The organism is Mycolicibacterium sphagni (genome assembly GCF_002250655.1).
In the GTDB taxonomy this organism is placed as follows: Bacteria; Actinomycetota; Actinomycetes; order Mycobacteriales; family Mycobacteriaceae; genus Mycobacterium; species Mycobacterium sphagni.
Genome location: NZ_NOZR01000007.1, coordinates 201,045 through 223,946, shown reverse-complemented (window position 1 = coordinate 223,946; position 22,902 = coordinate 201,045). Strand labels below are relative to the sequence as shown.

Annotated in this window: 26 protein-coding genes and 1 pseudogene; 13 read left to right on the top strand and 14 right to left on the bottom strand. The window is 62.8% G+C overall.

Annotated elements, in window-relative coordinates; translation table 11 throughout:
• Positions 1-60: 60 nt before the first annotated feature.
• The 5 genes and pseudogenes from alkX to CG716_RS11095 form a co-directional block, all read right to left on the bottom strand.
• Positions 61-693, bottom strand: coding sequence for a TetR family transcriptional regulator AlkX (gene alkX / locus CG716_RS11115; RefSeq protein WP_094479387.1), 633 nt, complete (start codon positions 691-693; stop codon positions 61-63).
• Positions 690-872, bottom strand: coding sequence for a rubredoxin (locus CG716_RS11110; protein ID WP_094479385.1), 183 nt, complete (start codon positions 870-872; stop codon positions 690-692). Before CG716_RS11110 ends, alkX begins: the two co-directional genes overlap by 4 nt.
• Positions 869-1,042 (bottom strand): rubredoxin, encoded by a 174-nt coding sequence (locus CG716_RS11105; protein ID WP_094479383.1) that lies wholly within the window; start codon positions 1,040-1,042, stop codon positions 869-871. Before CG716_RS11105 ends, CG716_RS11110 begins: the two co-directional genes overlap by 4 nt.
• Entirely contained in the window at positions 1,039-2,280 is a 1,242-nt protein-coding gene (locus CG716_RS11100) for an alkane 1-monooxygenase (RefSeq protein WP_094479381.1), read from the bottom strand. The genes CG716_RS11105 and CG716_RS11100 overlap by 4 nt, the downstream gene beginning before the upstream one ends.
• An 84-nt stretch (positions 2,281-2,364) precedes the next feature.
• Positions 2,365-3,759, bottom strand: a pseudogene (locus CG716_RS11095) (amino acid permease); the annotation flags it as partial.
• 63 nt (positions 3,760-3,822) lie between these two features.
• Here CG716_RS11095 and CG716_RS11085 point away from each other — a divergent pair.
• Positions 3,823-5,217 carry a recombinase family protein gene (locus CG716_RS11085; protein WP_133066919.1) on the top strand — a complete coding sequence of 465 codons (1,395 nt, stop codon included), beginning with the start codon at positions 3,823-3,825 and terminating at the stop codon, positions 5,215-5,217.
• Positions 5,218-5,669: 452 nt separating this feature from the next.
• Positions 5,670-5,855, top strand: a complete 186-nt coding sequence (locus CG716_RS11080; protein ID WP_094479377.1) for a helix-turn-helix transcriptional regulator — start codon at positions 5,670-5,672, stop codon at positions 5,853-5,855.
• 251 nt (positions 5,856-6,106) lie between these two features.
• On the opposite strand, the gene CG716_RS11075 is transcribed toward CG716_RS11080, so the two are convergent.
• Positions 6,107-6,358, bottom strand: coding sequence for a hypothetical protein (locus CG716_RS11075; protein ID WP_094479375.1), 252 nt, complete (start codon positions 6,356-6,358; stop codon positions 6,107-6,109).
• 38 nt (positions 6,359-6,396) lie between these two features.
• Between CG716_RS11075 and CG716_RS11070 the strand changes: the two genes are divergently transcribed.
• From CG716_RS11070 to CG716_RS11030, 8 genes are all read left to right on the top strand, one after another.
• Positions 6,397-6,681 (top strand): hypothetical protein, encoded by a 285-nt coding sequence (locus tag CG716_RS11070; protein ID WP_133066918.1) that lies wholly within the window; start codon positions 6,397-6,399, stop codon positions 6,679-6,681.
• A gap of 211 nt (positions 6,682-6,892) precedes the next feature.
• Positions 6,893-7,138, top strand: coding sequence for a hypothetical protein (locus CG716_RS11060; protein WP_094479369.1), 246 nt, complete (start codon positions 6,893-6,895; stop codon positions 7,136-7,138).
• A gap of 627 nt (positions 7,139-7,765) precedes the next feature.
• A complete protein-coding gene (locus CG716_RS11055; RefSeq protein WP_094479367.1) occupies positions 7,766-9,238 on the top strand; it encodes a terminase large subunit domain-containing protein in 1,473 nt (490 codons plus the stop codon).
• Positions 9,238-10,596 carry a phage portal protein gene (locus CG716_RS11050; protein WP_094479365.1) on the top strand — a complete coding sequence of 453 codons (1,359 nt, stop codon included), beginning with the start codon at positions 9,238-9,240 and terminating at the stop codon, positions 10,594-10,596. Before CG716_RS11055 ends, CG716_RS11050 begins: the two co-directional genes overlap by 1 nt.
• Positions 10,593-11,204, top strand: coding sequence for a hypothetical protein (locus CG716_RS11045; protein ID WP_133066917.1), 612 nt, complete (start codon positions 10,593-10,595; stop codon positions 11,202-11,204). Before CG716_RS11050 ends, CG716_RS11045 begins: the two co-directional genes overlap by 4 nt.
• A complete protein-coding gene (locus CG716_RS11040) occupies positions 11,188-11,613 on the top strand; it encodes a hypothetical protein (protein WP_094479361.1) in 426 nt (141 codons plus the stop codon). Before CG716_RS11045 ends, CG716_RS11040 begins: the two co-directional genes overlap by 17 nt.
• Before the next feature lie 139 nt (positions 11,614-11,752).
• Positions 11,753-12,898, top strand: coding sequence for a phage major capsid protein (locus tag CG716_RS11035; RefSeq protein ID WP_133066916.1), 1,146 nt, complete (start codon positions 11,753-11,755; stop codon positions 12,896-12,898).
• Positions 12,899-12,924: 26 nt separating this feature from the next.
• Positions 12,925-13,218, top strand: coding sequence for a hypothetical protein (locus CG716_RS11030; RefSeq protein ID WP_234817799.1), 294 nt, complete (start codon positions 12,925-12,927; stop codon positions 13,216-13,218).
• A gap of 53 nt (positions 13,219-13,271) precedes the next feature.
• Here CG716_RS11030 and CG716_RS30155 read toward each other — a convergent pair whose 3' ends face one another.
• Positions 13,272-13,493 (bottom strand): hypothetical protein, encoded by a 222-nt coding sequence (locus tag CG716_RS30155; RefSeq protein ID WP_165774099.1) that lies wholly within the window; start codon positions 13,491-13,493, stop codon positions 13,272-13,274.
• Positions 13,494-13,745: 252 nt separating this feature from the next.
• Positions 13,746-14,027, bottom strand: a complete 282-nt coding sequence (locus CG716_RS11020; protein ID WP_094479353.1) for a WhiB family transcriptional regulator — start codon at positions 14,025-14,027, stop codon at positions 13,746-13,748.
• A gap of 250 nt (positions 14,028-14,277) precedes the next feature.
• On the opposite strand from CG716_RS11020, the gene CG716_RS11015 reads away from it, so the two are divergent.
• Entirely contained in the window at positions 14,278-14,919 is a 642-nt protein-coding gene (locus CG716_RS11015; protein ID WP_094479351.1) for a hypothetical protein, read from the top strand.
• A 259-nt stretch (positions 14,920-15,178) separates the two neighbouring features.
• Entirely contained in the window at positions 15,179-16,570 is a 1,392-nt protein-coding gene (locus CG716_RS11010; protein WP_094479349.1) for an FAD-dependent oxidoreductase, read from the top strand.
• Here CG716_RS11010 and CG716_RS11005 read toward each other — a convergent pair.
• The 5 genes from CG716_RS11005 to CG716_RS10985 form a co-directional block, all read right to left on the bottom strand.
• The gene (locus CG716_RS11005; protein WP_094479347.1) at positions 16,527-17,450 is read right to left on the bottom strand and encodes a cation diffusion facilitator family transporter; all 924 of its coding nucleotides are present in this window, start codon (positions 17,448-17,450) and stop codon (positions 16,527-16,529) included. The two genes, CG716_RS11010 and CG716_RS11005, sit on opposite strands and share 44 nt — an antisense overlap.
• Positions 17,451-17,476: 26 nt before the next feature.
• On the bottom strand, positions 17,477-18,703 hold the full coding sequence (gene manA, locus CG716_RS11000; protein ID WP_094479345.1) for a mannose-6-phosphate isomerase, class I: 1,227 nt from the start codon (positions 18,701-18,703) through the stop codon (positions 17,477-17,479).
• A 7-nt stretch (positions 18,704-18,710) separates the two neighbouring features.
• Positions 18,711-19,778, bottom strand: coding sequence for a TobH protein (locus CG716_RS10995; protein WP_165774104.1), 1,068 nt, complete (start codon positions 19,776-19,778; stop codon positions 18,711-18,713).
• Positions 19,779-19,783: 5 nt separating this feature from the next.
• The gene (locus CG716_RS10990) at positions 19,784-21,172 is read right to left on the bottom strand and encodes a phosphomannomutase/phosphoglucomutase (RefSeq protein WP_094479341.1); all 1,389 of its coding nucleotides are present in this window, start codon (positions 21,170-21,172) and stop codon (positions 19,784-19,786) included.
• Between the two features lie 77 nt (positions 21,173-21,249).
• Positions 21,250-21,678 carry a DUF3499 domain-containing protein gene (locus CG716_RS10985; protein WP_207760634.1) on the bottom strand — a complete coding sequence of 143 codons (429 nt, stop codon included), beginning with the start codon at positions 21,676-21,678 and terminating at the stop codon, positions 21,250-21,252.
• A gap of 162 nt (positions 21,679-21,840) precedes the next feature.
• Between CG716_RS10985 and CG716_RS10980 the strand changes: the two genes are divergently transcribed.
• Positions 21,841-22,263, top strand: coding sequence for a metallopeptidase family protein (locus tag CG716_RS10980; protein WP_165774098.1), 423 nt, complete (start codon positions 21,841-21,843; stop codon positions 22,261-22,263).
• Positions 22,264-22,278: 15 nt separating this feature from the next.
• Here the strand turns inward: CG716_RS10980 and CG716_RS10975 are convergent, their stop codons facing one another.
• Positions 22,279-22,638 carry a WhiB family transcriptional regulator gene (locus tag CG716_RS10975; RefSeq protein ID WP_094479335.1) on the bottom strand — a complete coding sequence of 120 codons (360 nt, stop codon included), beginning with the start codon at positions 22,636-22,638 and terminating at the stop codon, positions 22,279-22,281.
• Positions 22,639-22,902 lie beyond the last annotated feature (264 nt).

The window sequence follows — 22,902 nt, the reverse complement described above, 5'->3', positions numbered from 1 at the left end:
GCGTTGGCGACACCCTCAGCCTGCGGGCTCGCGGGACAGGCGCTCGAAGCGCTCTGACAGCTAAGGAATATCGATAACACCGTATCGTTCGGCAAACGGCGTCATCAATCGGGCCAGGTCTAGGGCCACATCGTGGTCGGCCTCGGGCGGCATCGAGACGTAACTCATGGCCAGCCGCACGATCGCCCGGGCCAGCACACCCGAGTCCTCTTCGCTGGCGCTGACCCAGCTGTGCATGAAGGCCTCGGTCAGGCGCGCCGAGGCGCGGGTGATGATCGGCGCGCTGTCGGTGGTGATCATCTGCAGCAGGTCGGGTTTGGCCACACCGGTCAGCAACGAGATGACCAGCGGATCAGCGGCCGACTCGGTGAAGAACACCCGGAAACCCTCGGTGAACGCGGCCAGCACATTGCCGACATTGGAGGTGATCGCGTCGTCGATGGCATCCACCAGGCGGTCGGCCAGCCGCAGCGCATAGCCCTGCGCCAGGCCCTGGCGGGAGCCGAACTCGTTGTAGATGGTCTGGCGGCTGATCCCGGCGGTGCGCGCGACATCGGTCAGCGTGATCGTCGACCAGTCCTTGGTCAGCAGCTCTTCGCGCATCGCGTCGAGAACCGAGTCTCGCAGCAGCGCACGAGAGGCCTCGGGATAGGGAACCCGAGGCCTCTTCACATGCGCGACTGTAGTGGTCACGGCCTCGCGACTTCCACCATCTCGAAGTCCGACTTCGCGGCGCCGCAGTCCGGGCAGCTCCAGTCCTCCGGGATGTCGTCCCACCGGGTGCCGGGAGCGATGCCGTCCTCCGGCCAGCCTTTGGCCTCGTCGTACTCGAACCCGCACTGCACGCAGACGAACAGTTTGTAGGCAGTCATTTCATGGCTCCCATTTCTTCGAAGTCGACCTTCTCTCGGACGCCACAATCGGGGCAGCACCAGTCCTCGGGGACCTCAGCCCACGCGGTTCCGGGCGGAAACCCTTCCCGTGCAGCACCTTTCGCCTCGTCGTACACGTAGTCGCAGACCGGGCACTTGTGGGCGCTCATGCGGGCACCCCATACCGGGCCAAGATCTTCGCCCGCCGGCGCGGATCGATGTTCACCTTGGTGATGTCACCGTTGTAGTGCTCGAGCACCCGGTGGTCCATCATCCGGCGCCACACCCACGGGAGATACGTCACGCCGATCAAAGTCGCGTAACCACTGGGCAATTCGGGAGCTTCATCCATACTGCGCAGCGTCTGGTAACGCCGGGTCGGGTTGGCGTGGTGGTCGCTGTGCCGCTGCAGGTGGTACAGGAACAGGTTGGTCACCAGGTGATCGGAGTTCCAGCTGTGCTGCGGCGAGCACCGCTCGTAGCGGCCTCCTGCGGTCTTCTGGCGCAGCAGTCCGTAGTGCTCGAGGTAGTTCACCGACTCCAGCATCGAGAACCCGAACACCGCCTGGATGATCAGGAAGGGAATGACCGCCGGGCCGAACAGCGCGATGAGCGCGCCCCACAGGACCACTGACATCAACCAGGCGTTGAGCACGTCGTTGCCCAGCCAGGTTCGCGGATCCCACGGGCTTCGGCCGAGGCGGCGAATGCGGGCCGCCTCGAGCTTGAGAGCGGAACGGGCACTGCCGAACACGCTGCGCGGCAAGAACTCCCAGAAAGTCTCACCGAAACGGGCCGAAGCGGGATCCTCCGGGGTGGCGACCCGGACGTGGTGGCCACGATTGTGCTCGATATAGAAGTGACCGTAGAAGGTCTGGGCCAGGCTGATCTTCGACAGCCACCGCTCAAGTGACTCCTTCTTGTGTCCCAACTCGTGGGCGGTGTTGATGCCGGTGCCACCGAGCACACCCACCGACAGGGCCAGCCCGATCTTGGCGAACCAGCCGAGTCCACCCTCGTAGCCGAGCCAGCTCAGATTCGACGCGGTGAACATGTAGGCGCCGAAGATCACGCTGACGAATTGGAACGGCAGGAACGCGTACGTGCAATAGCGGTAGTACTTGTCGTTCTCCAGGTACTCCATCATCCCGTCAGGCGGGTTCTGGCCGTCGCGGCCAAACTTCAGGTCGAGCGACGGCAACAGCACATAGATCAGGAAAGGCCCGACCCAGAAGAAGGCCTCCGACGCCGCGGTCCACCCCAACTGGTTGAGACCCCAGATGATCGGCAGCACCACGAACAGTGCGGTCGGCGCGATCAGCCCCATCAGCCACAGGTAGCGCTTCTTGTCCCGCCATTGCGCGGCGGACGGCACGGGCGTGAAGCCGTTGTTCAGCTGTGACGTCATGACAGATACCTCCGTAGTCCGTTGATGGCTTGACTATAGAGATGAATTTGTCGGGTGTCTAGACAAACAACATTGTTTTGTAAATCAGAGGGCGCGCTCCGCCTCACGTTGGGCAAGCACCGAGTGACGGCGCCCGTAGAGCAGGTAGAACGCCACCCCGATGACCATCCACACTCCGAACCTGATCCAGGTCAGAGCGGTGAGGTTGAGCATCAGCCAGCCACAGGCGGCGATCGACAGGATGGGAAGCAGCGGCACCCACGGCGCCCGGAAACCGCGTTCCAGGTCCGGGCGGGTGCGGCGCAGCACGATCACACCGGCCGATACCAGGATGAACGCGAACAACGTGCCGACGTTGACCATCTCCTCGAGCTTGGAGATCGGGAAGACCGTCGCCGCTGCCGCGGTGAGAACACCGACCAGAACAGTAATCCGCACCGGTGTGCCATGGCTGCCGGTCTGGGCCAGCTCGCGCGGGAGCAGCCCGTCGCGGGCCATGGCGAACAACACCCTCGACAGCCCCAGAATCAGCACCATGACCACCGTCGTCAGGCCGGCCAGCGCCCCGATCGAGATCACCTTGGCCGCCCAGCCCACCCCGTTGAGCTCGAACGCGGTGGCGAGGTTGGGGTGGCCGTCCTGCCCTTTGTCCCGCAGGTCGGCGTAGCTGACCATGCCCGACAGCACGATCGACACCGATACGTAGAGCACCGTGACGATCGCCAGCGACGCGAGGATGCCCCGCGCGACGTCGCGTTGCGGGTTCTTGGTCTCCTCGGCTGTCGTGGCCACCACGTCGAAGCCAATGAACGCGAAGAACACGATGGAGGCGCCGGCCAGCAGGCCGTACCAGCCGTAGTGACTGCTTTCGGCGCCGGTGAGCAGGGAGAAGACCGACTGGTTGATGCCCGTTCCGGACCCACCCCTACCCACTTCCGACGGTGGGATGAACGGGGAGAAGTTGGCAGCTTTGACGTAAAACGCCCCGACGATGACGACCAGGACGACGACCGCGACCTTGATGGCGGTGATTACCGCGGAGACGTTCGCCGACAACTTCGTGCCCAGCGCCAGAAGCGTGGTGACCACCGCGACGATGAGCAGGGCGCCCCAGTCCAACTCCAACGGTCCGATGCTTACGACTCCGCCGGAGAACCCGAAGACGGTCCCCAGGTAACTCGACCAGCCCTTGGCCACCACAGCAGCCCCCACCGCGAACTCCAGGATCAGATCCCAACCGATGATCCATGCCGTCAACTCACCGAACGTCGCGTAGGAGAAGGTATAGGCGCTGCCCGCCACCGGCAGCGTCGAAGCGAACTCGGCGTAGCACAGCGCGGCCAGACCACACGTCACCGCGGCGATGATGAACGAGACCGAGAGGGCCGGGCCGGTGATGTTGCCGAAGGTCGACGCGGTGACAGTGAAAATGCCGGCACCGACGACGACGGACACGCCGAATACCGTCAGGTCCCAATAGGCGGCGGTAAGGCATTCCTCCACGGGAGGGCTTGCGACAGCTCTCCTTACCCTGGAGATGCCATGAAAACAGCCGTCTACCTGCGCCAATCGGTCGACAAAGACAACGACGAACTGGCCGTCACCAGGCAGCGTGAAGCCTGCCTAAAGCTGTGTAAGCAGCGCGGATTGACGCCCGTCGAATACGTCGACAATGACACCAGCGCATCGAGTCGCAAGCCACGACCCGCGTACGCGCGGATGCTGGCCGACGTTAGCGCCGGTCAGGTTGACGTGATTGTGTGCTGGCACCCCGACCGGTTGTACCGACAGCTGCGGGACCTTGAAGACTTGATTGATCTCGGTGTGCCCATCCACACCGTGAGCGGGGATCTGGACCTGACGACCGATATGGGCCGCACAGTTGCGCGCATCCTCGGTAGCGTCAACCGGGGCGAAGTCGAACGAAAATCAGCCCGCCAGATTGCCGCATTCCAGCAGATGGCCGAGATGGGCAAGGGCTGGGGACCACGCCAGTTCGGATACGACGGCAACCACGACCATCCCGCGCTGATCCCACGGGAAGCAGACGCCTTACGTCAGGCATACCTCGATGTAATGCGCGGCGACTCGCTGCTGTCCATCTGCAAGCGGTGGGACAAAGCAGGGTTGCCCACCACCTTGGGTAAGCCGTGGAACAGCGTCACGCTCAAGCGTCTGTTGCTAAATCCACGCAACATCGGCAAGCGGGCTTACCGGGGCGAAATCGTTGGCGATGGGGACTGGCCCGCCATCATCGATGTGGACACCTGGAAAGCGGTAAAGCTTCATCTCACTGCGCCCGGGCGGCATCGTGGTCAGTCGACGGTACGAATCCGGCTGTTGGGGTCGTTGATGCGCTGCGGTAGCTGCGGCCAGAAACTCATCTCGGGTATGAACAACAAACGCCCGGTGTACAAGTGCAAGAATCCGTTGTGCTACAAGGTGTCCCGACGCATCGATGAGATTGATGAGTACGTGGTGACTCTGATCCTGGCGCACCTAGCCAACGTCGGCAATTGGGTTGCGGAGAACGAAGCGGACCGGGAGGAGGCTAAGCAGCTTCATGGAGAGGCAGCAGTCATCCGCGCCCGGATTGATGCTCTTGGCATCGATTACGCCGAAGGGAATCTGACTGGCCCGCAGATGCGGGTGGCATCCGAGCGGCTAGAAGCGAAGCTGAACGATGTTGAGGACCGGATGCAGCGGATAGCGCGATCACACCTCTTTGAGGGCTTAGCGGGCGTTACAGATCTGAAGAAGGTTTGGGATGGGTTGTCCCTGTCCCGGCGTCGGAACATCATCCACGCGCTATGCCGCAACATCACCATTGAGTCGGTCGGCAAGGGCGGGATGCAGGGAAGGGATGAGGGTTTCGGTGTCCGTATCAACTGGCGTGAGGCCGATCAGATTCCCGATGTGCCGCAGTTGAGCCGTTGACAGCTTCGGGGCGGCTGCCACTTCCTGTTGGATCCGTTTCAGGGCTGCATCACTAAGAGTCACACGGCCAAGTATCTGGAGTTCTGTCGCAAGCCCTGGTTCCTCAACCGCACCTATCCCTTTTCGCTGTCCCTTTCCCTGCCTCTTTACCTCTACCTCTCCCTGCACCTATACCTAGCACCTATCTAGCGCCTTGACCTGCAGGTATAACGCACCTGTCACGCTCCATGTCACGCATGGATGCCGCCTAACGGCGGGGCCGGGAAGGGCTTGAGAGGCTCATAACAGTCCCGGTTAAAGTCAGATTTGCCAACGAACAACTAAACCGATCGGGAACATCCTCGTGATATCATAGGTATATAGGGGAATGTGTTGATTCCGTTTACCTAATTGCGCACAAGTCTGAATTCTGTTGGCGCGCACTGTTATTAACCAACCATAAGGTGTTCGATATGTCTGCTCGCCTTGCGCAGCTACTCACCACCGCCGACATGACGAGGCTCTTCGGCGTTCATCGCCGCACCATTTACAACTGGCGGAGGTCCGGAATCATCCCAGCCCCCAAACGAATTGGGCACTACCTCTATTGGCAGCAAGCCGATGTATTGGCGTTCCTACAGAATCGGGGTGCCTCGTGATTCGCACCGTTGCCGTCAACCTTGACTCGAACCCGGCGCGTTGGCTTAGCGACCAAAGGGTTCAACGGCACCTCCCTCCAGAGTATCTACTGGCTTACGTCAACCTCACCCACTATGCCCACCAGCTCACCGCTACTACCGGAAGTGCGTACGTAAACGGTGAATTCAGCTTCTCTACCGCGCTTAAGCGTGTTCAGCACCTGACCGAGGATGCGCTCGGCGCGATGTTGGAGGCGGATCTAGCCCTCGAATTAGACGGTGACTTGTGGCGTGTTGAGTACCTGACTCCCCAGACTTTGCATTCTGATCTGCAGGAACGTGCTGACCACTACGAGCATCAGGCACAAGCGCGGAAAGCTAAGCGTGATAAGAAGACTGCCGATGCAGACCGCGCACAGCAGAAGCGAGAGAATGCGGCGGAGCGGCAGCGCCGTCACCGTAAGACCGATGTCGTAGCAATCGGCGCGGAAGCTCACTCGCGGCGCGGCGAGGCCCTTGCTCATAGCGGAGCGTATTCGGGCTCACAAAACGAACAGGACCCGTGGGCATGACCATTACTGCGAATCCTCCGATGGCGACACGAGTGCCAACCCTCAGCGACGATGACCGATACATGTTGGCACTCTGGCTTATTCGTGCCTATTTGCTCAGTGATGAGTGGGAAGCCGACTTCCATATCGCCTGGATCCAGACGCAATCGGGACTGAGTGACGAGGCGTTCGCGCCTGCAGCCCACGAGGCATGGAAGTCTGCGCAGGGTTGGCGGTCGGCAGGCCGCGTAGGCGAAGCCATCGCCCTCATTGACGAGCAATTGACGACGCCATGAATTACATCCTCCCGCATCACCTGTCCGCACAGACGCTCGATGTCCTGCCCTGCGATATCGCAGTCGAAACGTGCGGCGGGCTCATCGACCTCTACGCGGACGTAAACACACCTACGTGGCATCGATGGCGGTTGACTGTAGACACCGCATTCGAGCTGTATTACCGCCTTGCACAACACCTGCCGACACCTCAACTGGAACGGGATCACTCATGAGCGAAGTAGTAGACATCGAGATTCCGGTTGTTCGTCCGATCGGTATCGGGGGTTTCGTCGGCAGGTGGAACGACCACGCTGACGCTGTTCTCACGCTGCTCCTGGAGGATGGCGACGCCGTGCACATCGCGCTTGAAGACGAACTGCTGGCCGCTGTCGAGTCCAAAGCCATTGAACTAAGGGCCGCGAAGATCGAAACCGCCGAGCTGCTGATGGAACTCGGGCTTTACCGCGAGGGCTAGATGCTCCCATGTCTTGTGTGTGGGGAATTGTCCGAACGCTCCCGCTGTCCCGACCACCGCATCCCTGACACCCGCAACAGGGGCAGGCGCGGGCGTGACAAGGGCTGGGACCGCATTTCCAGGCACGCCCGCACACTTCAGCCGTTTTGTTCGGACGAGTCGTTAGGCGGATGCTCAGGGCCTCTGCAGGCCGATCATCGACTCTCAGGGTGGGTGAGGCATTCCAAGGGTCTGCCGCTGCGTCTCGGCATCGATGTGGACGTGGTGTGTCGAAAGCACAACAACGACCGAGGCTCAGCCCGCCCGGGTATCACCACCCGTGCCGACTGACGTTTGCTGCACGCCGCTCGATGCAAGCCCAGAGTTTGCTGGGATTCGCGCATGTCAGGACAAAGTCTGACCGAAGAGACTGCGCAACAGTGCGATACGCATAACCCCAGCTCAGACCGCATGCCGACTTCACGTCCCACGCTGAACTACCTGTAACCATCCCTGCATCACCGCAGGTGGGGGGTGGAGGTTAGTGCCACCCGTCCCGGACTCCGGCCGCCCATGCGCGCAGCCCAATAATTGCACCTTTCGCGCACTTCCTATGTTTGCTGGATAGCTCAATAGAGGTTAGCCCTGATGCCTGTTTCTCGTGGCCCGAAGGCCAAGGTGTCTGTGGAGCCGTTGCCGTGGCGTCCTCGTGGTAGCGAGTCGGAGCGCTTCGTGCAGTTCTGCCGGAAGTTCTTGATTGTTCCGAATGGTCACGGTGCCGGTAAGCCGCTGGTGATTCGTGAATGGCAACGGGAGCTTGTGGCGAGTGTGTTGGACGATCCGGTGCCACGTGTGGCGGGCTGGCTGATCGCGCGCGGTAACGGAAAGAGTTCGCTTGCAGCCGCATTGGCGGTGTACAAGCTGTTCACCAGCGATATGGGCGGATCGATTGTGTGCTGTGCCCGCAATCAGTCCCAGGCGCAGATTCTGTTTCGTATCGCTCGTTCGTTTGTCGAGACTTCACCGGAGTTGTTGGCCCGCTGCCAGGTTGGGCGGGAACTCCTGTATGTGCCGCGTAATCGCACAGACTTCGAATGCCTGGTGAGTGAGCCTGAATCGCTGGCTGGCCGGAACTATTCCTTTTGCATCGTGGATGAATTGGGCGTCACACCAAGGGAAACCGTTGACGTGCTGATGACCGCCCAAGGGAAGCGGCCTGAGTCCACACTTTTGGGAATCGGGACGCCTCCGCCGGATGGCGTCGACAGCGTGATGGTTGAGTGGCGCGAACTGGCCGGGGAAACCGGTGAAGAGTTGATCACCTGGCGCGAGTTCACCGCCGACGGATTCGATCACCACGACTTGTTTTGTGAGCATTGCATCCGGCTGGCCTCGCCCGCCTACGGGGATTTCCTTGCGATGGATGTTCTCCGCAGGGATGCGAAACTAGTTGGGCCGGTTAGGTTTCGGCGTGACCGTTTGTGCCAGTTTGTCTCGGGTAACGAGAACCCCTTTATCTCACAGGATATTTGGGACAGCTTGTCGACGGGCGAGGGCATTCCCGATGGTGCTGATGTTGTCGTTGCCCTGGATGGTTCGCATAGTCGCGACTGTACCGCGCTGTTGATCGGCACCGTTTCCAGCGAACCGCATTTCGACACGCTGCAGGTCTGGGCTAAACCACCCGATTCCCCCGGCTGGCGAGTGCCTGTTCTGGAGGTGGAGGACGCCATTCGGACGGCGCGTCACCGTTGGAACGTGCGCGAGCTCACCGCAGACCCATTCCGATGGAACCGGACATTGCAGATTCTCGCGTCAGAAGGCATGACCGTATCGGAATTCCCTTGGAGTCCATCACGAATCACTCAGGCCACGACTGACCTTTACTCGGCTGCCGCCAATGGCCGCATGTCGCATAGTGGTGAGAAGACCCTGACCAATCACGTCATGGCAGCGACGGTAATCGATTCCCCTGACGGTGGTTTGAGGATTTCGAAGGTCGCTCCCTCTCGACGTAACGCCCCGAAGGTGGACTTGTGTTCCTGCCTGGTGATGGCGCATTCGCGAGCTACTTGGTTGGCCTCCAGGCCGAAGAAACGAAAGCGAGGGTTTAGCTTCTGATGGCTACCCCTGACATTCTGGCTGAACACCTCCAGGCCCTTGACGCACCGCAGCAGCGGTATGCGCAGCTTCGGGCCTACCATGAGGGGCGTTCACCGCTGGCATTCCTAAGCCCGTCGGCCAAAGAGGCCCTGAAGGACTTTGATCGTATCTCGGTCAACGTGGTGGCGGCGTCGATTCTTGCTGTGCAGGAACGTATCCGAGTGGTTGGTTTTCAGGGTGCGGACGTTTATCCGTTGTGGCTGGACTTGAACCTGGACCAGCGTATCCCGCGTGTCATCACTGACGCGTTGCTCTACGGCGCGGGATATGTTGGTGTTTGGGCTGATTCGCGAGGCAATCCGCGAGCGACGATTGAAAGCCCGCTGACGACTGTGGTTGTTCGTGATCCGGTGACGGATGAGATTCTGTCGGCGTGCAAGCGGATCCGCACCAAGACGACCACAGAGGCATGGTTGTACGAACACGACACCATCCGACATTTCCGCGCCGACAATGCGGGTGCGATGATCGCCGGTTTCGAACTTGTTGAACAGCTCGATAATCCGTTGGGGACTCCACCTGTTGCGGTCATCGGCCACGAGGCAGACCGAAGCTATGTCGCTGACCTTGTCGACGGTGGCATTCAGGACGGCATCAATAAGGTCTACCTCGATGGCCTGATTGCTTCCGAGGCTGCTTCACGTCCTCGCCGTTGGGTGACGGGCCTTGAAGTTGATGAGCGTCCTGTACTTGATGATGCAGGCCAGCTGGTGATCGGGGACGACGGCGAACCGTTGATGGAACCGATGAATCCATTCACCGAGACTGAAAACAAGATCATGCTCGCTGAGCCTGATACCGCCCGTATTGGGCAGCTGGCGGCTACCGACTTGGCAGCGTTCCGCAGCGCAACCCGCACGATGCTTGCCGCCGTCGAGATCGTGACCGGCATCCCGGCTCATTACTGGGGACAACTGTCAGAGGCCGCGCAGCCGACAAGTGCCGATTCGCAACGTGCCAGCGAGGCCGCGTTGGTGTCGAGGGTTGAGGCAAAGCACCTTGCGTATGGTCCCGGCCTGGAGAGGGTCGGCCAGTTGTTGGTAGCCGTTCGTGATGGCGTCAACCCCGAGGACGTACGAGTCCGTGTGCGGTTCGCACCGGCTGATACCCGCAGCGAGGCTCAGGAAGCAGATGCAGTGACCAAACTTCACGCCGAAGGGGTCATCAGCACGGCGGGTGCCCTGCGCCGCATGGGTTACACAGAAGACGAGATTGAGGCTGAGCGGGTCGCTATCCGTGCCGAGGCCCTTGACCGGCTGGGTGTCGGTTTGAGCGCCCCACGGGTCAGTGAGGCCCCAGAAACGACCGCCGCGTGAGCGCAGCCGACGAGCTACAGGCAGCCCTTGAGGGCCTATCGGACGCCACCAGGCGATCAGCCCTCGTGGTTTATGCGGCTGTCTTCCGTAGGGAACAAACCCGCGAGGATGGCGCACTGGCGATTGCGGGTCTGATCAACCGGTCGAACGCTGAAGGTGTCGGGCTCGCGGACGTGTTCGTTGCCCGTCAACTTGAGGAGCTATCCGGCCAGCCGGTGCCCTCTGTCGGGCTTCTCCCTGTGGATGACTCCGAACGTCTGCTGAAGGCCGCTCACACCGTGCTTGACGATCCTGATCCGACGAGCCGACTGGAACGACTGGCAGGCAACGAACCGTTGGAAACCGCACAACAGGCGGTGAGCGAAGCACTGGTCCGTCAACAGCGACGGATTGAACGGCGCACCGGTAAGTACGTCGGTTGGGTGCGGCAGATGAACGCCAATGCCTGCCAGCGGTGTGTGAACTGGGCGCAGGACGGCAGGGTGTGGCCCGCCAACTATCGAATGCCGACACACAAGGGCTGTAACTGTGTTGAGCGGATTGTGATTTCGGAGAAGCGTCCGAAGCCGGTCCGTCAGAAGGGGAAGCAAAATGAGCGAACAGACTGACACTGAAGTCACAGACGTGGAGACGGGTGACTCCGAAGTGATCGATGATGCCGATACGTTTCCGGCGCACGTCGTTAGGGATCTGCGGGAGAAGAACGGTCGGTACCGTACCCGCGCCCATGACGCCGAGCAGCGCGCAGACACCGCCGAAACACGAGCCACTGAGTTGGCGCAGCGCTTGCACACCGCTTTGGTTGAACAGACCGGGCGGCTACAGGATTCTTCCGATTTGCCCTTTAGCGCTGAGCATTTGGACGACACGGAGGCGTTGGTAGCTGCATTGGACGCGTTGCTGGAAGCTAAGCCGCACTTGAAGTCCCGCAAGGTAGCGGGCAACGCCGGGTTTGGCGTTCAGGGCGAGGAGTCTCAGCAGGTGACTTTGGAGTCAATTCTTCAGCAGTACGTCTGAGCAGGGGCCTTCGGGCTTATAATGAGAGTGTAGGCAATGGCCTTGCGCCGCAGCCGATTCACTTCGGGTCTTTGCACCCCCACACACTGGTCTTGCACCGGTTGGACCGAATCCATTTGTGGTGTAAGGACTTTCAATCGTGGCTATTCAGACCACTTCTTCGACTATCACACAGAGTGTAGTCCAGCAGCTAATCACTAATCCGCTTGAGCAGCAGTCGACTTGGCTGAGTTCAGGCGTTCCTATCATCGATTCGAGCGGGCCTGTTGTGTTGCCGCTCATCACCCCGAGTCACACCCCGGCGTACGTCGCCGAAGGTGACCTGATCCCGGACAACGCCGTGAACTGGGCGTACGTCACGGGTATGCCATTGGACCGTGCAGGCCTCAAGGGCTGGTACCCGATCACCAAGGAAGCTATCCGCACCAGCGCGGTCAAGGGCCTTGACAATGTGATCACACAGCGCGTTCTCATCGATATCGCATCGAAGGCCGACCTGAGCTTCTATGTCGGTCACGGCGACGGTGTGAGCGCGGTGCAGAAGATCACCGTTACCGCAGCAGGCGGAACATTCACCGTCACGTACAAGGGCCAGACAACTTCCGGCCTTGCTTTCGACGCTGCTGCGTCGGCTGTGCAGACTGCGATTCGTGGTTTGTCCACTGTCGGTTCGGGCAACGTCACCGTAACCGGCTCGGCGGGTGGCCCCTACACTGTCACTTTCGCTGGCGCACTGGCACACTCGCAGGTTGACGACCTGGTGGTGAACGGTGCCAGCTTGACCGGTACCGGCGCGAATGTAACCGTTGAGGTTGTCAAGGTCGGTATCGAACCGGACGGCATCACCGGCATTTTCAACCAGGCCGGTACGCAGCAGGCCGAATACGACACATCGGATTTGGATTCGCTGCTGGATGCCGTCGCCGTCGCGAAGGCCTCGAACGTCAGCCCGAACCGCTGGTATGTGAACCCGGTCGATTTCGTGGAGCTCCGTAAGATCCACAAGGGCACTGGGGATGTCAGCTATGTGCTTGACCCGGACCCGCACCAGGGAACCGTTTTCACACTGTTCGGCATCCCGGTGACGGAAAGCAATTTCGTTCCGCAGGGCAAGGCCGCGCTCGGTGATACCCAGTTCGCGAAGGTCATCCGTGACACTGACGCCGAGGTGTTCGTGACTGAGCATGCGTTGGCGCAGCGTTACGCCCTGGCTATCCGGGTTGCCTTGCGTATGGACTTGGTTGTGACACAGCCACGCGCGTGGGTGATCCTGAGCGAGTCGTAATTGTGGATACGCCAACGGTATCTGACTTGGCGGCACTCTTGAACCGCACGGTGGACAATGCTCAGGGTGCTGTGGTGTTGTCCATCGTGCAGTCAATGGCGGAGTCCTACACCCGCTCAGTTGGCTTCACAAACGGTGTGCCGAATCCTGCAATCCGCGCGGTCATCCTGACAGCCGCAGCCCGACTGCTGAGCAATAGTCGCGGCCTGCTGTTTGATGAGGCCGAAGGCCCGTCGTCGGTTTCGTACCGTTCGGCGTTCTCGGGCTGGACGCTTGCAGAGCAGGCTGTACTCAATAGGTACAGGGTGCGGGCACTGTGAGGACAGCACGGGTTTACCGGCGTGAGCTGGATTGGGCTGGCAGCCCCGTCAGCTCAGATCCTGATGACGACTACCTTGGTGATGTCGCAGGTGTGATCGTCGGAGGCCCAGCCCCGCAACCTGTTTCGGGATTCGCCGAGGTGGTTTCCACTGAGGGCATGATTGGCATCCCGCGTGCCCAGGATTCGGGAATTATTGTGGAGCAGCATGACCGACTCGTCATCGACGGCGTTACGCATGCGGTGACTGGTCCGCGTCAGTGGGACTTCCCCCATCAGCTCACGGGAACTGCACGTGCCCGTTACTGGGTTCAGGTTGAGGCCGTGCACGGCTAAGAGCAACACCGTGTCGGGAACTCCAGACCTGGGACGGTGGGGGCATGCCGCAACTCGTGCCCCAACAACTTCATAAGCGTGTCGCGCTGTATTCGTTGGCTTGAGCGGCGCGGCGCTGGGGGGACACCCCCGCAGTACGACCCCGGTTCCTTCCGATTCTCCTCGGAACGTTGAGCCGGGGTCGTCTGCCGTCTAGACCTGAGTCATGCGACTCAGCGCCGCCAACCCCTCGGCCTCGACAGCCTTGAACCAGCGCGGTCGGTAGGCCTCACGCTCGGCTTCGTCCATCCCAGCCCACACACCGACGACAGGGTTGACCATCGCCCAGTCCCGACACTTTTCGAGTACAGGGCAGCCGCGACAGATGAGGCGCGCGCGGGCTTTATCGGCGGGGCTGTCGGAGATGAACTGCATGGGGTTGTGGTCGGCGCAGGCGGATTGCTGCCGCCAATGAGCCTCGGTTTCAGTTGTCATGGCTGACGAAACTAATGCATTCGAAAACTGCTGTCTAGCAACACTTTTTAAGTGTCCACTTGCATAAGAACGTCTTCATTCGAAAGGGCACTTATAACGGAAGTGGCTTGACCAGGCGAAATGTGTTGATAGCGCGCTAGATGCGGGAGTACCGTTTCGGCACATGAGCCAGAGGAGCCGTCGAGAAGGCAGTCCGTCTGTCGCACGTGCCGATCCGCAATACCGCGAAGCACTGGCACGGCGATTTAGGTTGCTCACCAAAGCGTGCGCAGCGTTCGACGCGGGCGATGACGATCAGATAGTCATCCTCGCGGGACTTTTACGCCTGATGTTGACTGACGAGCTCATCGACAAGGTGACCCCGCTCAAGGAGATCGAATTCTCCGATTCGGCTGAACACTTCGAGGACGCCCGAACGGTGCGCGGCTATGGATACGGCATAACTCGAATCATGGTCTACGCGGACGGGCAGAGCGGTGGCCGAATTGTGGCCCCGCTGGGAGGCCCTTTCCGCGATAGCGAGCCGCCGACTCTGCCCTTTGAACGGTGGTGGGCGATCGACCACGCCGTGTACCCGACGAACGGGCCGTTTCTCACACGGGAGTACATCGTGTACGAGATGGCGAATACTGACGGCATTCACGTCGATGGGCTTCTTGATGAGAATTACGAGGCGCTCACCCAGGACAACCATGGCTTCAAATACAACGATCACCCGATCACGGGAAACCTGGCGACCGCCGCGATACGGCAGATCGCTTGGGAGACGCAACACACGCTGCACCGTGCCTTGCCTGAGCTCTGCGGCTCTGACTTCCCGGAGGCTTCACCCTGCGGTCCCGCCGATAGCTATTGGCGCGTCGCTGCGAACGTCGATGATGGTGGCGTCTGAAACCGCGTCCACTCCGTGCTGATCTAACGCGTTGACGTGCCCAAACGCACTGGTTGACGTATGCTCAGCGGCTGTCAGCAAGGAGTGCCCCAGACCGGCCTAGAGATCCCACCAGGTCAGATTCTTGCGGAGCCGGGTGCCCGGCTCTTCGGTATCGAGGATCGATCGCTCCACCGACTTGGTCCGCCAGGTTCGGGTCATCTCCATTACCCGGTAGTACCCCGGTTAGCCGATGTTGCAGCAGGGTACGAGGGTCAGCATGGGTCAACCCCGAAATCACAACCATGCGATCGTCATCGGGGCGAGCATCGCCGGGCTCTGCGCCGCTCGGGTCTTGTCCGACCATTACCAGCAGGTGACGGTGTACGACCGCGACGCACTGCCCGAGACCCCGGCCCACCGCAGCGCCGTGCCACAGGACCGTCATGTGCACATCCTCATGGCGAGGGGCGCGAATGAGTTCGAGCGACTGTTTCCCGGGCTGCTCGACGGCATGGTCGCCGCCGGAGTGGCCAAACTGGACAACCGGCCCGACTGCATCCACTTCGGCGCCGCCGGCCACGTGCTCGGCACCGGACACACCTTGCGCCACGGGTTCACCGCGTACGTGCCCAGCCGCAAGCAGCTGGAGTGGCAGATCCGCCGGCACGCCGCCGCCGTGCCCAACGTGCGGATTGTGCACCGCGACGTCGACGCGCCTCGGTTCGACGGCAAACGCCAGGCTGTCACCGGCGTACTGCTCTCCAGGCCCGGCGACCGGGAGTTCATTCCCGCCGACCTCGTCATCGACGCCTCCGGGCGCGGCACCCGGCTACCCGCTTGGCTCCGCGAGTGGGGATACCCACGTCCAGAGGAGCAGACCATCGACGTCGGAATCAGCTATGCCACACAACAGTTGCGGATTCCTGACGGACTGATCACCGAGAAGGTCGTCGTAGCGGGTGTGTCGCGGACACAGCAGGCCGGGTTGGGCATGCTGTTCTACGAGGACGGCACGTGGGGACTGACCACCTTCACAGTTGCGCACGCCAGCGCCCCCCAGACCTTCGCCGAGATGTGCACGGTCGCCGACCAGGTTCTGCCCGCGCGGATGGCCGCGGCGATCCGGCGTGCTGAACCGTTGGGCAACATTGCATTTCACCGCTATCCAGTGAGCCGTTGGCGTCGCTACGACAAGCTTCAGCGCTTCCCCGCCGGGATCCTGCCCTTCGGCGACGCGGTCGTGAGTTTCAACCCGACATACGGCCAGGGCATGACGATGACCGCGATCCAGGCCGGCCACCTGCGCCGGCTGTTGGCGTCCCAGACCCGACACCTTGCCTACGACCTTGGCCGCGCAACCGCCAAGACCACGTATCCGGTCTGGACGATGAACGCGATCGGCGACTTGACCCTGCATGGCAGCGAGGGCCCAGCCCCGTGGTGGTATCGCCGGGTGGGAGCACTGTTCGACCAGTTTTTGGGCGCCGCGGAGACCGATCCCGTTCTGGCGGAATGGTTTCTGCGCCGCTTCAGCCTACTCGACAGCCTCTATATGGTGCCGCCCGCGAGCATCATCGGCCGTGCGATTCGACACAATCTTTCGGCGTGGCGGGTACAGCGGCACGCTATGTCGCCGCTGCGCGATCCAGATCCGGTTCTAGATATATGACCTGGGCGGCAGGCACCACCGCGCGTACCGCCGCTTCGGCGTGATCGATGGTGGCGGCGACCGTGGCCAGGTCGGTCCCGGCGGCCAGCGCGATCTTGGCTCCGACGAGCATCTCCTCGGGGCCCAGGTATTGAGTGCGCAGGTGAATGACCCGGTCGACATTGGAGGTCTGTTCCAACGCGGTCCGGATCGCCCGACATTCGTCGGCGGTCGCACCCTCACCGATCAGCAGGCTGTGCATCTCGATCATCAGGATGACGGCGATGACGCCAAGCAGCACACCGATTGCGACCGTACCGATACCGTCCCAGACCGGGTTGCCGGTCAGAATCGTCAAACCCACGCCGGTGAGCGCGAATACCAGCCCGATCAACGCACCGGTGTCTTCGAGCAACACCACCGGCAACTCGGGGCTCCGAGAGCGGCGGATGAACTGCCACCAGGTGCTGTTGTTGCCCTTCAGCGGGCGTGATTCCGCCATTGCGGTGCGAAAGCTGTAGGACTCCAACCCGATTGCCACCGCAAGGATCACGACCGCCACTATCGGCGACGTGAGCGACTCCGGGTGGCCGATCTTGTGATACCCCTCGTACAGAGCGAAGATCGAGCCGAGCGTGAACAGCACCAGAGCGACGACGAACGAATAGAAGTAGCGGCTACGGCCGTAGCCGAACTGGTGCAGGCTGTCAGGCTGCCTGCGCGCCTCGCGCTGACCGAGCAGCAGCAGACCCTGATTGGACGTGTCGGCCACCGAGTGCACCGCCTCGGCCAGCATCGAGGAGCTGCCGGTGATGGCGAACCCGATGAACTTCGCGGCCGCGATACCCGCGTTGGCGGCCAGTGCCGCCAGAATCGCCTTGGTACTGCCCTCGGTCGACACCCGTTGTCCTCCTTGGCCTGAGCCCGTCAGAGGCCAACCGTAGCCCGAAACAGCTTGGACGGCTCAGTCGCCTCCAGCCGGATCGGACCGTCGTCGGCAGCCACCCAGGCCGCGGACCCACGGTCGAGTACGACCACATCGGACTTGGCACGCACCACCACCGAGCCCTCCGTGCAGACCAAGATCTGCGGGCCGTCGTGGCGCGACGGAGCATCGATCTCGTGGCCCAGGTTGCCCTCGTCGAGTATGAGGACACACGTGGCGAACTCCACCGCCGTTGTGTCGTACACAAGCTCGATACCCTCACGGTGGGTGGGGGTACGCAGCGTCGCCTCATCGGCGGGGGTGAAGTCCAAGACCCTCAGCAGCTCAGGCACATCGACGTGCTTCGGGGTGAGACCACCCCGAAGCACGTTGTCGGAGTTGGCCATTACTTCCATACCGACACCGTGGATATAGCTGTGCAGATTGCCCGCGGACAGGAACAGGGCTTCGCCCGGGGCGAGGGTGATCCGGTTGAGCAACATGGCCGCAAGCACGCCGGCGTCACCGGGATAGCGCTCCCCCAACTCGAGCAGTGTCTTGGCCTCGTTGGCGAATTCCGTTGCACCGGAACGCACGTAGGCTACCGCACCGTCGAGGACAGCGGGGATCCGCACGTCCAGGTCAGGTTGAGGAGCGGTGATCCAGGTGGTGAACAGGGCGCGCAGGCCGTCGGCATCGGACTGACCGCCGAGCAACCCGATGAACGGGTCCAGGTCCGACACGGCCAGCGCGCGCATCAGCTCGATCGTTCGGGCTACCGGCCGGAACCCGCCGAGCGCGTCGAATTGGCTCAGCGCGACCAGCAATTCGGGCTTGTGATTGCGGTCGCGGTAGTTGCGGTTGGGTGCATTGAGCGCTACACCCTGGCGATCCTCCCGCACGTACCCCTCGATCGCCTGCTCGCTACTGGGGTGAGCCTGCAGCGAAAGCGGCTCCTCGGCAGCAAGCACCTTGACCAGAAACGGCAGCACGTCACCAAAGCGGCTCCGCACCGCAGGCCCCAGCTGACCGTCGGGATCGGCCTGCACGGCATCGAGCAAGGACTTCTCGCCGTCCGGGGTTTCCAGCCAGGCCGGATCTGCCGGATGAGCACCGAGCCACAGTTCAGCCTCTGGATGCGCCGTCGGCGAAGGCCGCCCGGTGAACTCCGCTATGGCCGTTCGCGACCCCCACGCGTAGGTGCGTGTCGCCCCTCGTAGCAATTCCACTGGGAAGTTATCCCCCCACCAATCTCAAATAAACCGCGGCCATCTGCAGCCGCACCGCCAGCGTCGCGAGCTGTTGTTCGGCCCGCCCGCTCGGGACGGAAACAGCTCCCGCCTCCCCGATGTCCTCGACCCCAACCAGGTCCACATCGTCTAGTCCGATGACCCGCGCGGCGACCACCGGGCGTTCGGCCTCCAGGGTCAGCGCCAGCACCCTCGGGCCCCGGGCCAACGGCCCGTCCAGCTCCTCGTCGTGGAACAGCGCATCCACCGGGTCGCCGAATTGAGTTGTCACGCCCGCGCGTAACGCCACGAGAACGTCGGACAGCCCGGCTGCCGCGGCGGCCTTGCCGGCCACGCGCAGCAGCACAGCCGCGGCGTGCCGAGCCAGCGCGAGGGTGGCCGGACCGTCACCGGCCAGCACCACCTCCCGACCGGACATCCGCTCCGCCAACGCCTTGGCCGGGTTGGTGACCACTTCGCGGCCTACGCTGTTGCGCAAGGCCTCGGCATCGAGTTCGTCGGCCAACGTAGCCAGATTGGTCTGCAACGCCGGATCGACGGCCTGCAGCGCGGCCAGCCCGGCCGCCAGGTAGCGAGTCAGCCCGAATTCGTCGGGGGCCCACAACCGCGGCTCCAGCACCGCGGCGCGGCCGGCCGTGGCGTCACGAAGCGGTCCTTCATACGGTGCCGCGACAACGACCCGCGCACCCCGCCGCACCGCCGTCGCTGCGGCGGTCACGAGCGCCGGATCTCCGGCGTCGTCGCCGGCGACAACCAGCAGGTCGAGCGGCCCTATCCAGGGCGGGGTTTCGGCAGCGACCACAATCGGCTCGCCCGCGGCGCCACCCAGCGTGGCAGCCAGTATCGCGCCCGCGCTCTCGGCCGCACCGCGGCCGCCAACCCAGATCACCGTGCGCGGCCGATGGCCGTCGGCCACCTGTGCCAACTCGCCTTCGTCGATCGCGGCCGCGGTGGCGCGCACCTGAGCGCCGGCCATCGCCGCGGCTCGCAGCAGCCCGTCGCGGTCGGCCTCGAGCAGGCCCTCGGTGTCGTCGAGGTCGATGGTGGCGTGCACAGCGCTCACGTCGCCTCGGTCGGTTGAGCCGCAATGTCCTCGGACACTCGGCGCACAATCTCGTCGATCTCGCCGGCACTGCGCGCTTCGACATTCAGGCGTAGCAGCGGCTCGGTGTTCGAGGTGCGCAGGTTGAACCAGGCGCCCTCACCGAGATCGACCGTCACTCCGTCCAAGTGATCCAGCGAAACAACCTGGGTACCAAAGTCGTTCAGGACGGACTCGACACAGGCCGGGGCGTCCAGCACCCGAAAGTTGATCTCGCCGGAGGCCTCGTAGCGCTGATAGTTGGCCATCAGCTCCGACAACGGGCGGTCCTGCTCACCCAGCGCGGCCAGCACGTGCAGCGCGGCCAGCATGCCGGAGTCGGCCCCCCAGAAGTCCCGGAAGTAGTAGTGCGCGGAATGCTCGCCGCCGAAGATGGCGCCGGTATCGGCCATCAGCGCCTTGATGTAGGAGTGCCCGACGCGCGAGCGCACCGGCATACCGCCGCGCTCGATAACCAGCTCGGGTACGGCACGGGAGGTGATCAGGTTGTGGATCACCGTCGCGCCGATCTCCCTGCTGAGCTCGCGACCGGCCACCAGTGCGGTGACCGCCGACGGCGAGACGGGCCCGCCCCGCTCATCGACGACGAAACAACGGTCGGCGTCCCCATCGAACGCCAGCCCTATGTCAGCGCCGGTATCGACCACGAACTTCTGCAGATCAACCAGGTTGGACGGCTCGAGCGGATTGGCTTCGTGGTTGGGGAACGATCCGTCGAGCTCGAAGTACAGCGGCAACACTGTCAGCGCCTCGACGGGCCCCAAAACCGCGGGCGTGGTGTGCCCGGCCATGCCGTTGCCGGCATCGACGGCCACTCGCAGCGGCCGCAACTCGGCCATGTCCACCAGCGAGCGCAGGAACTGGCCGTAGTCGTCCAGCACATCCTGATCGCGAATCTGCCCGCACGGGCCGTCATAGCCCGGCACGCCGGCGATCACCTCGTCGCGGATCACCGCAAGACCGGTGTCCTCGCCAACAGGCTTGGCGCCGGCCCGGCACAACTTGATGCCGTTGTAGGCGGCGGGATTGTGGCTGGCGGTGAACATCGCGCCCGCGCAGCCCAGAAACCCGGAGGCGAAATACAGCTGATCGGTCGAGGCCAGCCCGATGCGCACCACGTCGAGGCCCTGTGCGGCGACACCCTCGGCGAAGGCCTTGGCCAGGGCCGGTGAGCTCTCGCGCATGTCGTAGCCGATCGCCACCCTGTCGCCGCCCTCTCCCCGGATAAGGCGGGCGAACGCCGAGGCGACGTCGGTGACGAAGTCCTCGTCGATCTCCTGACCGACCAGTCCGCGGACGTCATAAGCCTTGATCACACGGCGGACCGCGTCGGCGGGCCTGGACATGGCTGATCTCCTGACCGAGAGGGACTCTTGGCCGTCAGCCTATCTGCTTCGACGCCCCCGTACGGGCGGCTATCGCGTCAGTCTGTCGGGTCCGGCAGTACCCGCAGGTGCCCACGCCGACGCCCGGCGGTGGTCGGGCGATGCGACGCCGAGGGCATCATCGGAGTTCCGGTCGCGGGCGCGTGCGCGGCACCGCTGGGATCGGAGAAGCCAGCCATCGGCGGGCGGGCCGAAACCGTCTCACGACCCTCTCGAACCGCGTCGGCCAAGGCGATGAGGTCGTCGTCGTCGACAAACTCCGGCAGCGGCCCGGCATGGCGAACCAGGTCCCAGCCGAGCGGCGCGGTGATCCGGTTGGCATGGCCGGCGCAGAGGTCCCACGAATGCGGTTCGCGAGAGGTCGCCAGCGGGCCGACGACGGCGGTGGAGTCGGAGTAGACGAACGTCAGCGTCGCCACCGCATAATGGGGGCACCCAGGCCGGCAGCAGCGACGAGGAACATTCACGTTCGTGAGGCTATCGCGGTTCATTCAGAGGTGACCCGCGGACACGCGCAGCCGCCAACGCGCCGATTCCCAACCGTTACGATCACTCTCGTGGCCGATTCCCGCAGCTCCCGGCGAAGTGGTCGGTCCGGCGGCGGCCAGGGATCGCGCCGGGGACGCGAGATGCGGGGGCCATTGCTACCGCCGACGGTTCCGGGCTGGCGCAGCCGCGCCGAGCGGTTCGACATGGCGGTGCTGGAAGCCTACGAGCCGATCGAACGGCGTTGGCAGCAACGGCTCACCGGTCTGGATGTCGCAGTCGACGAGATCCCGCGCATAGCGCCGAAGGATCCGGACAGTGTGCAGTGGCCGGCCGAAGTGGTCGCCGACGGTCCCATCGCACTGGCCCGCCTGATCCCGGCCGGGGTCGACGTTCGCGGTAACTCCACGCGGGCCCGAATAGTGCTGTTTCGCAAGCCAATCGAGCGGCGGGCCAAGGACTCGATCGATCTGACGGACCTACTGCACGAGATTCTGGTGGCGCAAGTCGCCACCTATCTCGGGGTCGAGCCGTCAGTCATCGACCCAAATATGGAAGAGGATTAGACGCGCGTCGGCGCGTTAGATGATGCCGCGCTTGAGGCGACGACGCTCCCGCTCGGAGAGGCCGCCCCAGATGCCGAAGCGCTCATCGTGAGCCAGAGCGTAGTCGAGGCACGCATCGCGTACTTCGCAGCCCAAGCAGATGCGCTTGGCTTCGCGGGTGGAACCACCCTTTTCAGGGAAGAACGCTTCGGGGTCGGTCTGCGCGCACAGCGCGCGTTCCTGCCACTGGTCTTCGTCTTCGGCCGAATCCGGCGTCGCATCGATGATCGGTTCTGGCACCAAACTCAAGTGAGCGCGTGCCATTACCCCCATCGTCTGCGATCCGGGAATGGACTGCGGCAACCCCATTGCGCCGATTACGTGCTCATAGGACATTTCCGCCTCCTTTACCTGGGTTCGTAGATCTCTGCATGTCGCCCACTATTGAAGTGTGCCCAACTCTATTCGAACACTTGGTCGAATCACGGTCTGGGACACCGAAACCGGCAGGTCCGACCGGGAAATGACACTGATGTGATTAGACACGGCTGCGCCTGCCCGGTCAAGCGATTGAACCGAAATTAATACCATTTTCCTTGGACAATTCGGCGAGTCGATGCCCCGGCGTGTCTTGGTAGTGACGCGATCGTGACCGCGTGC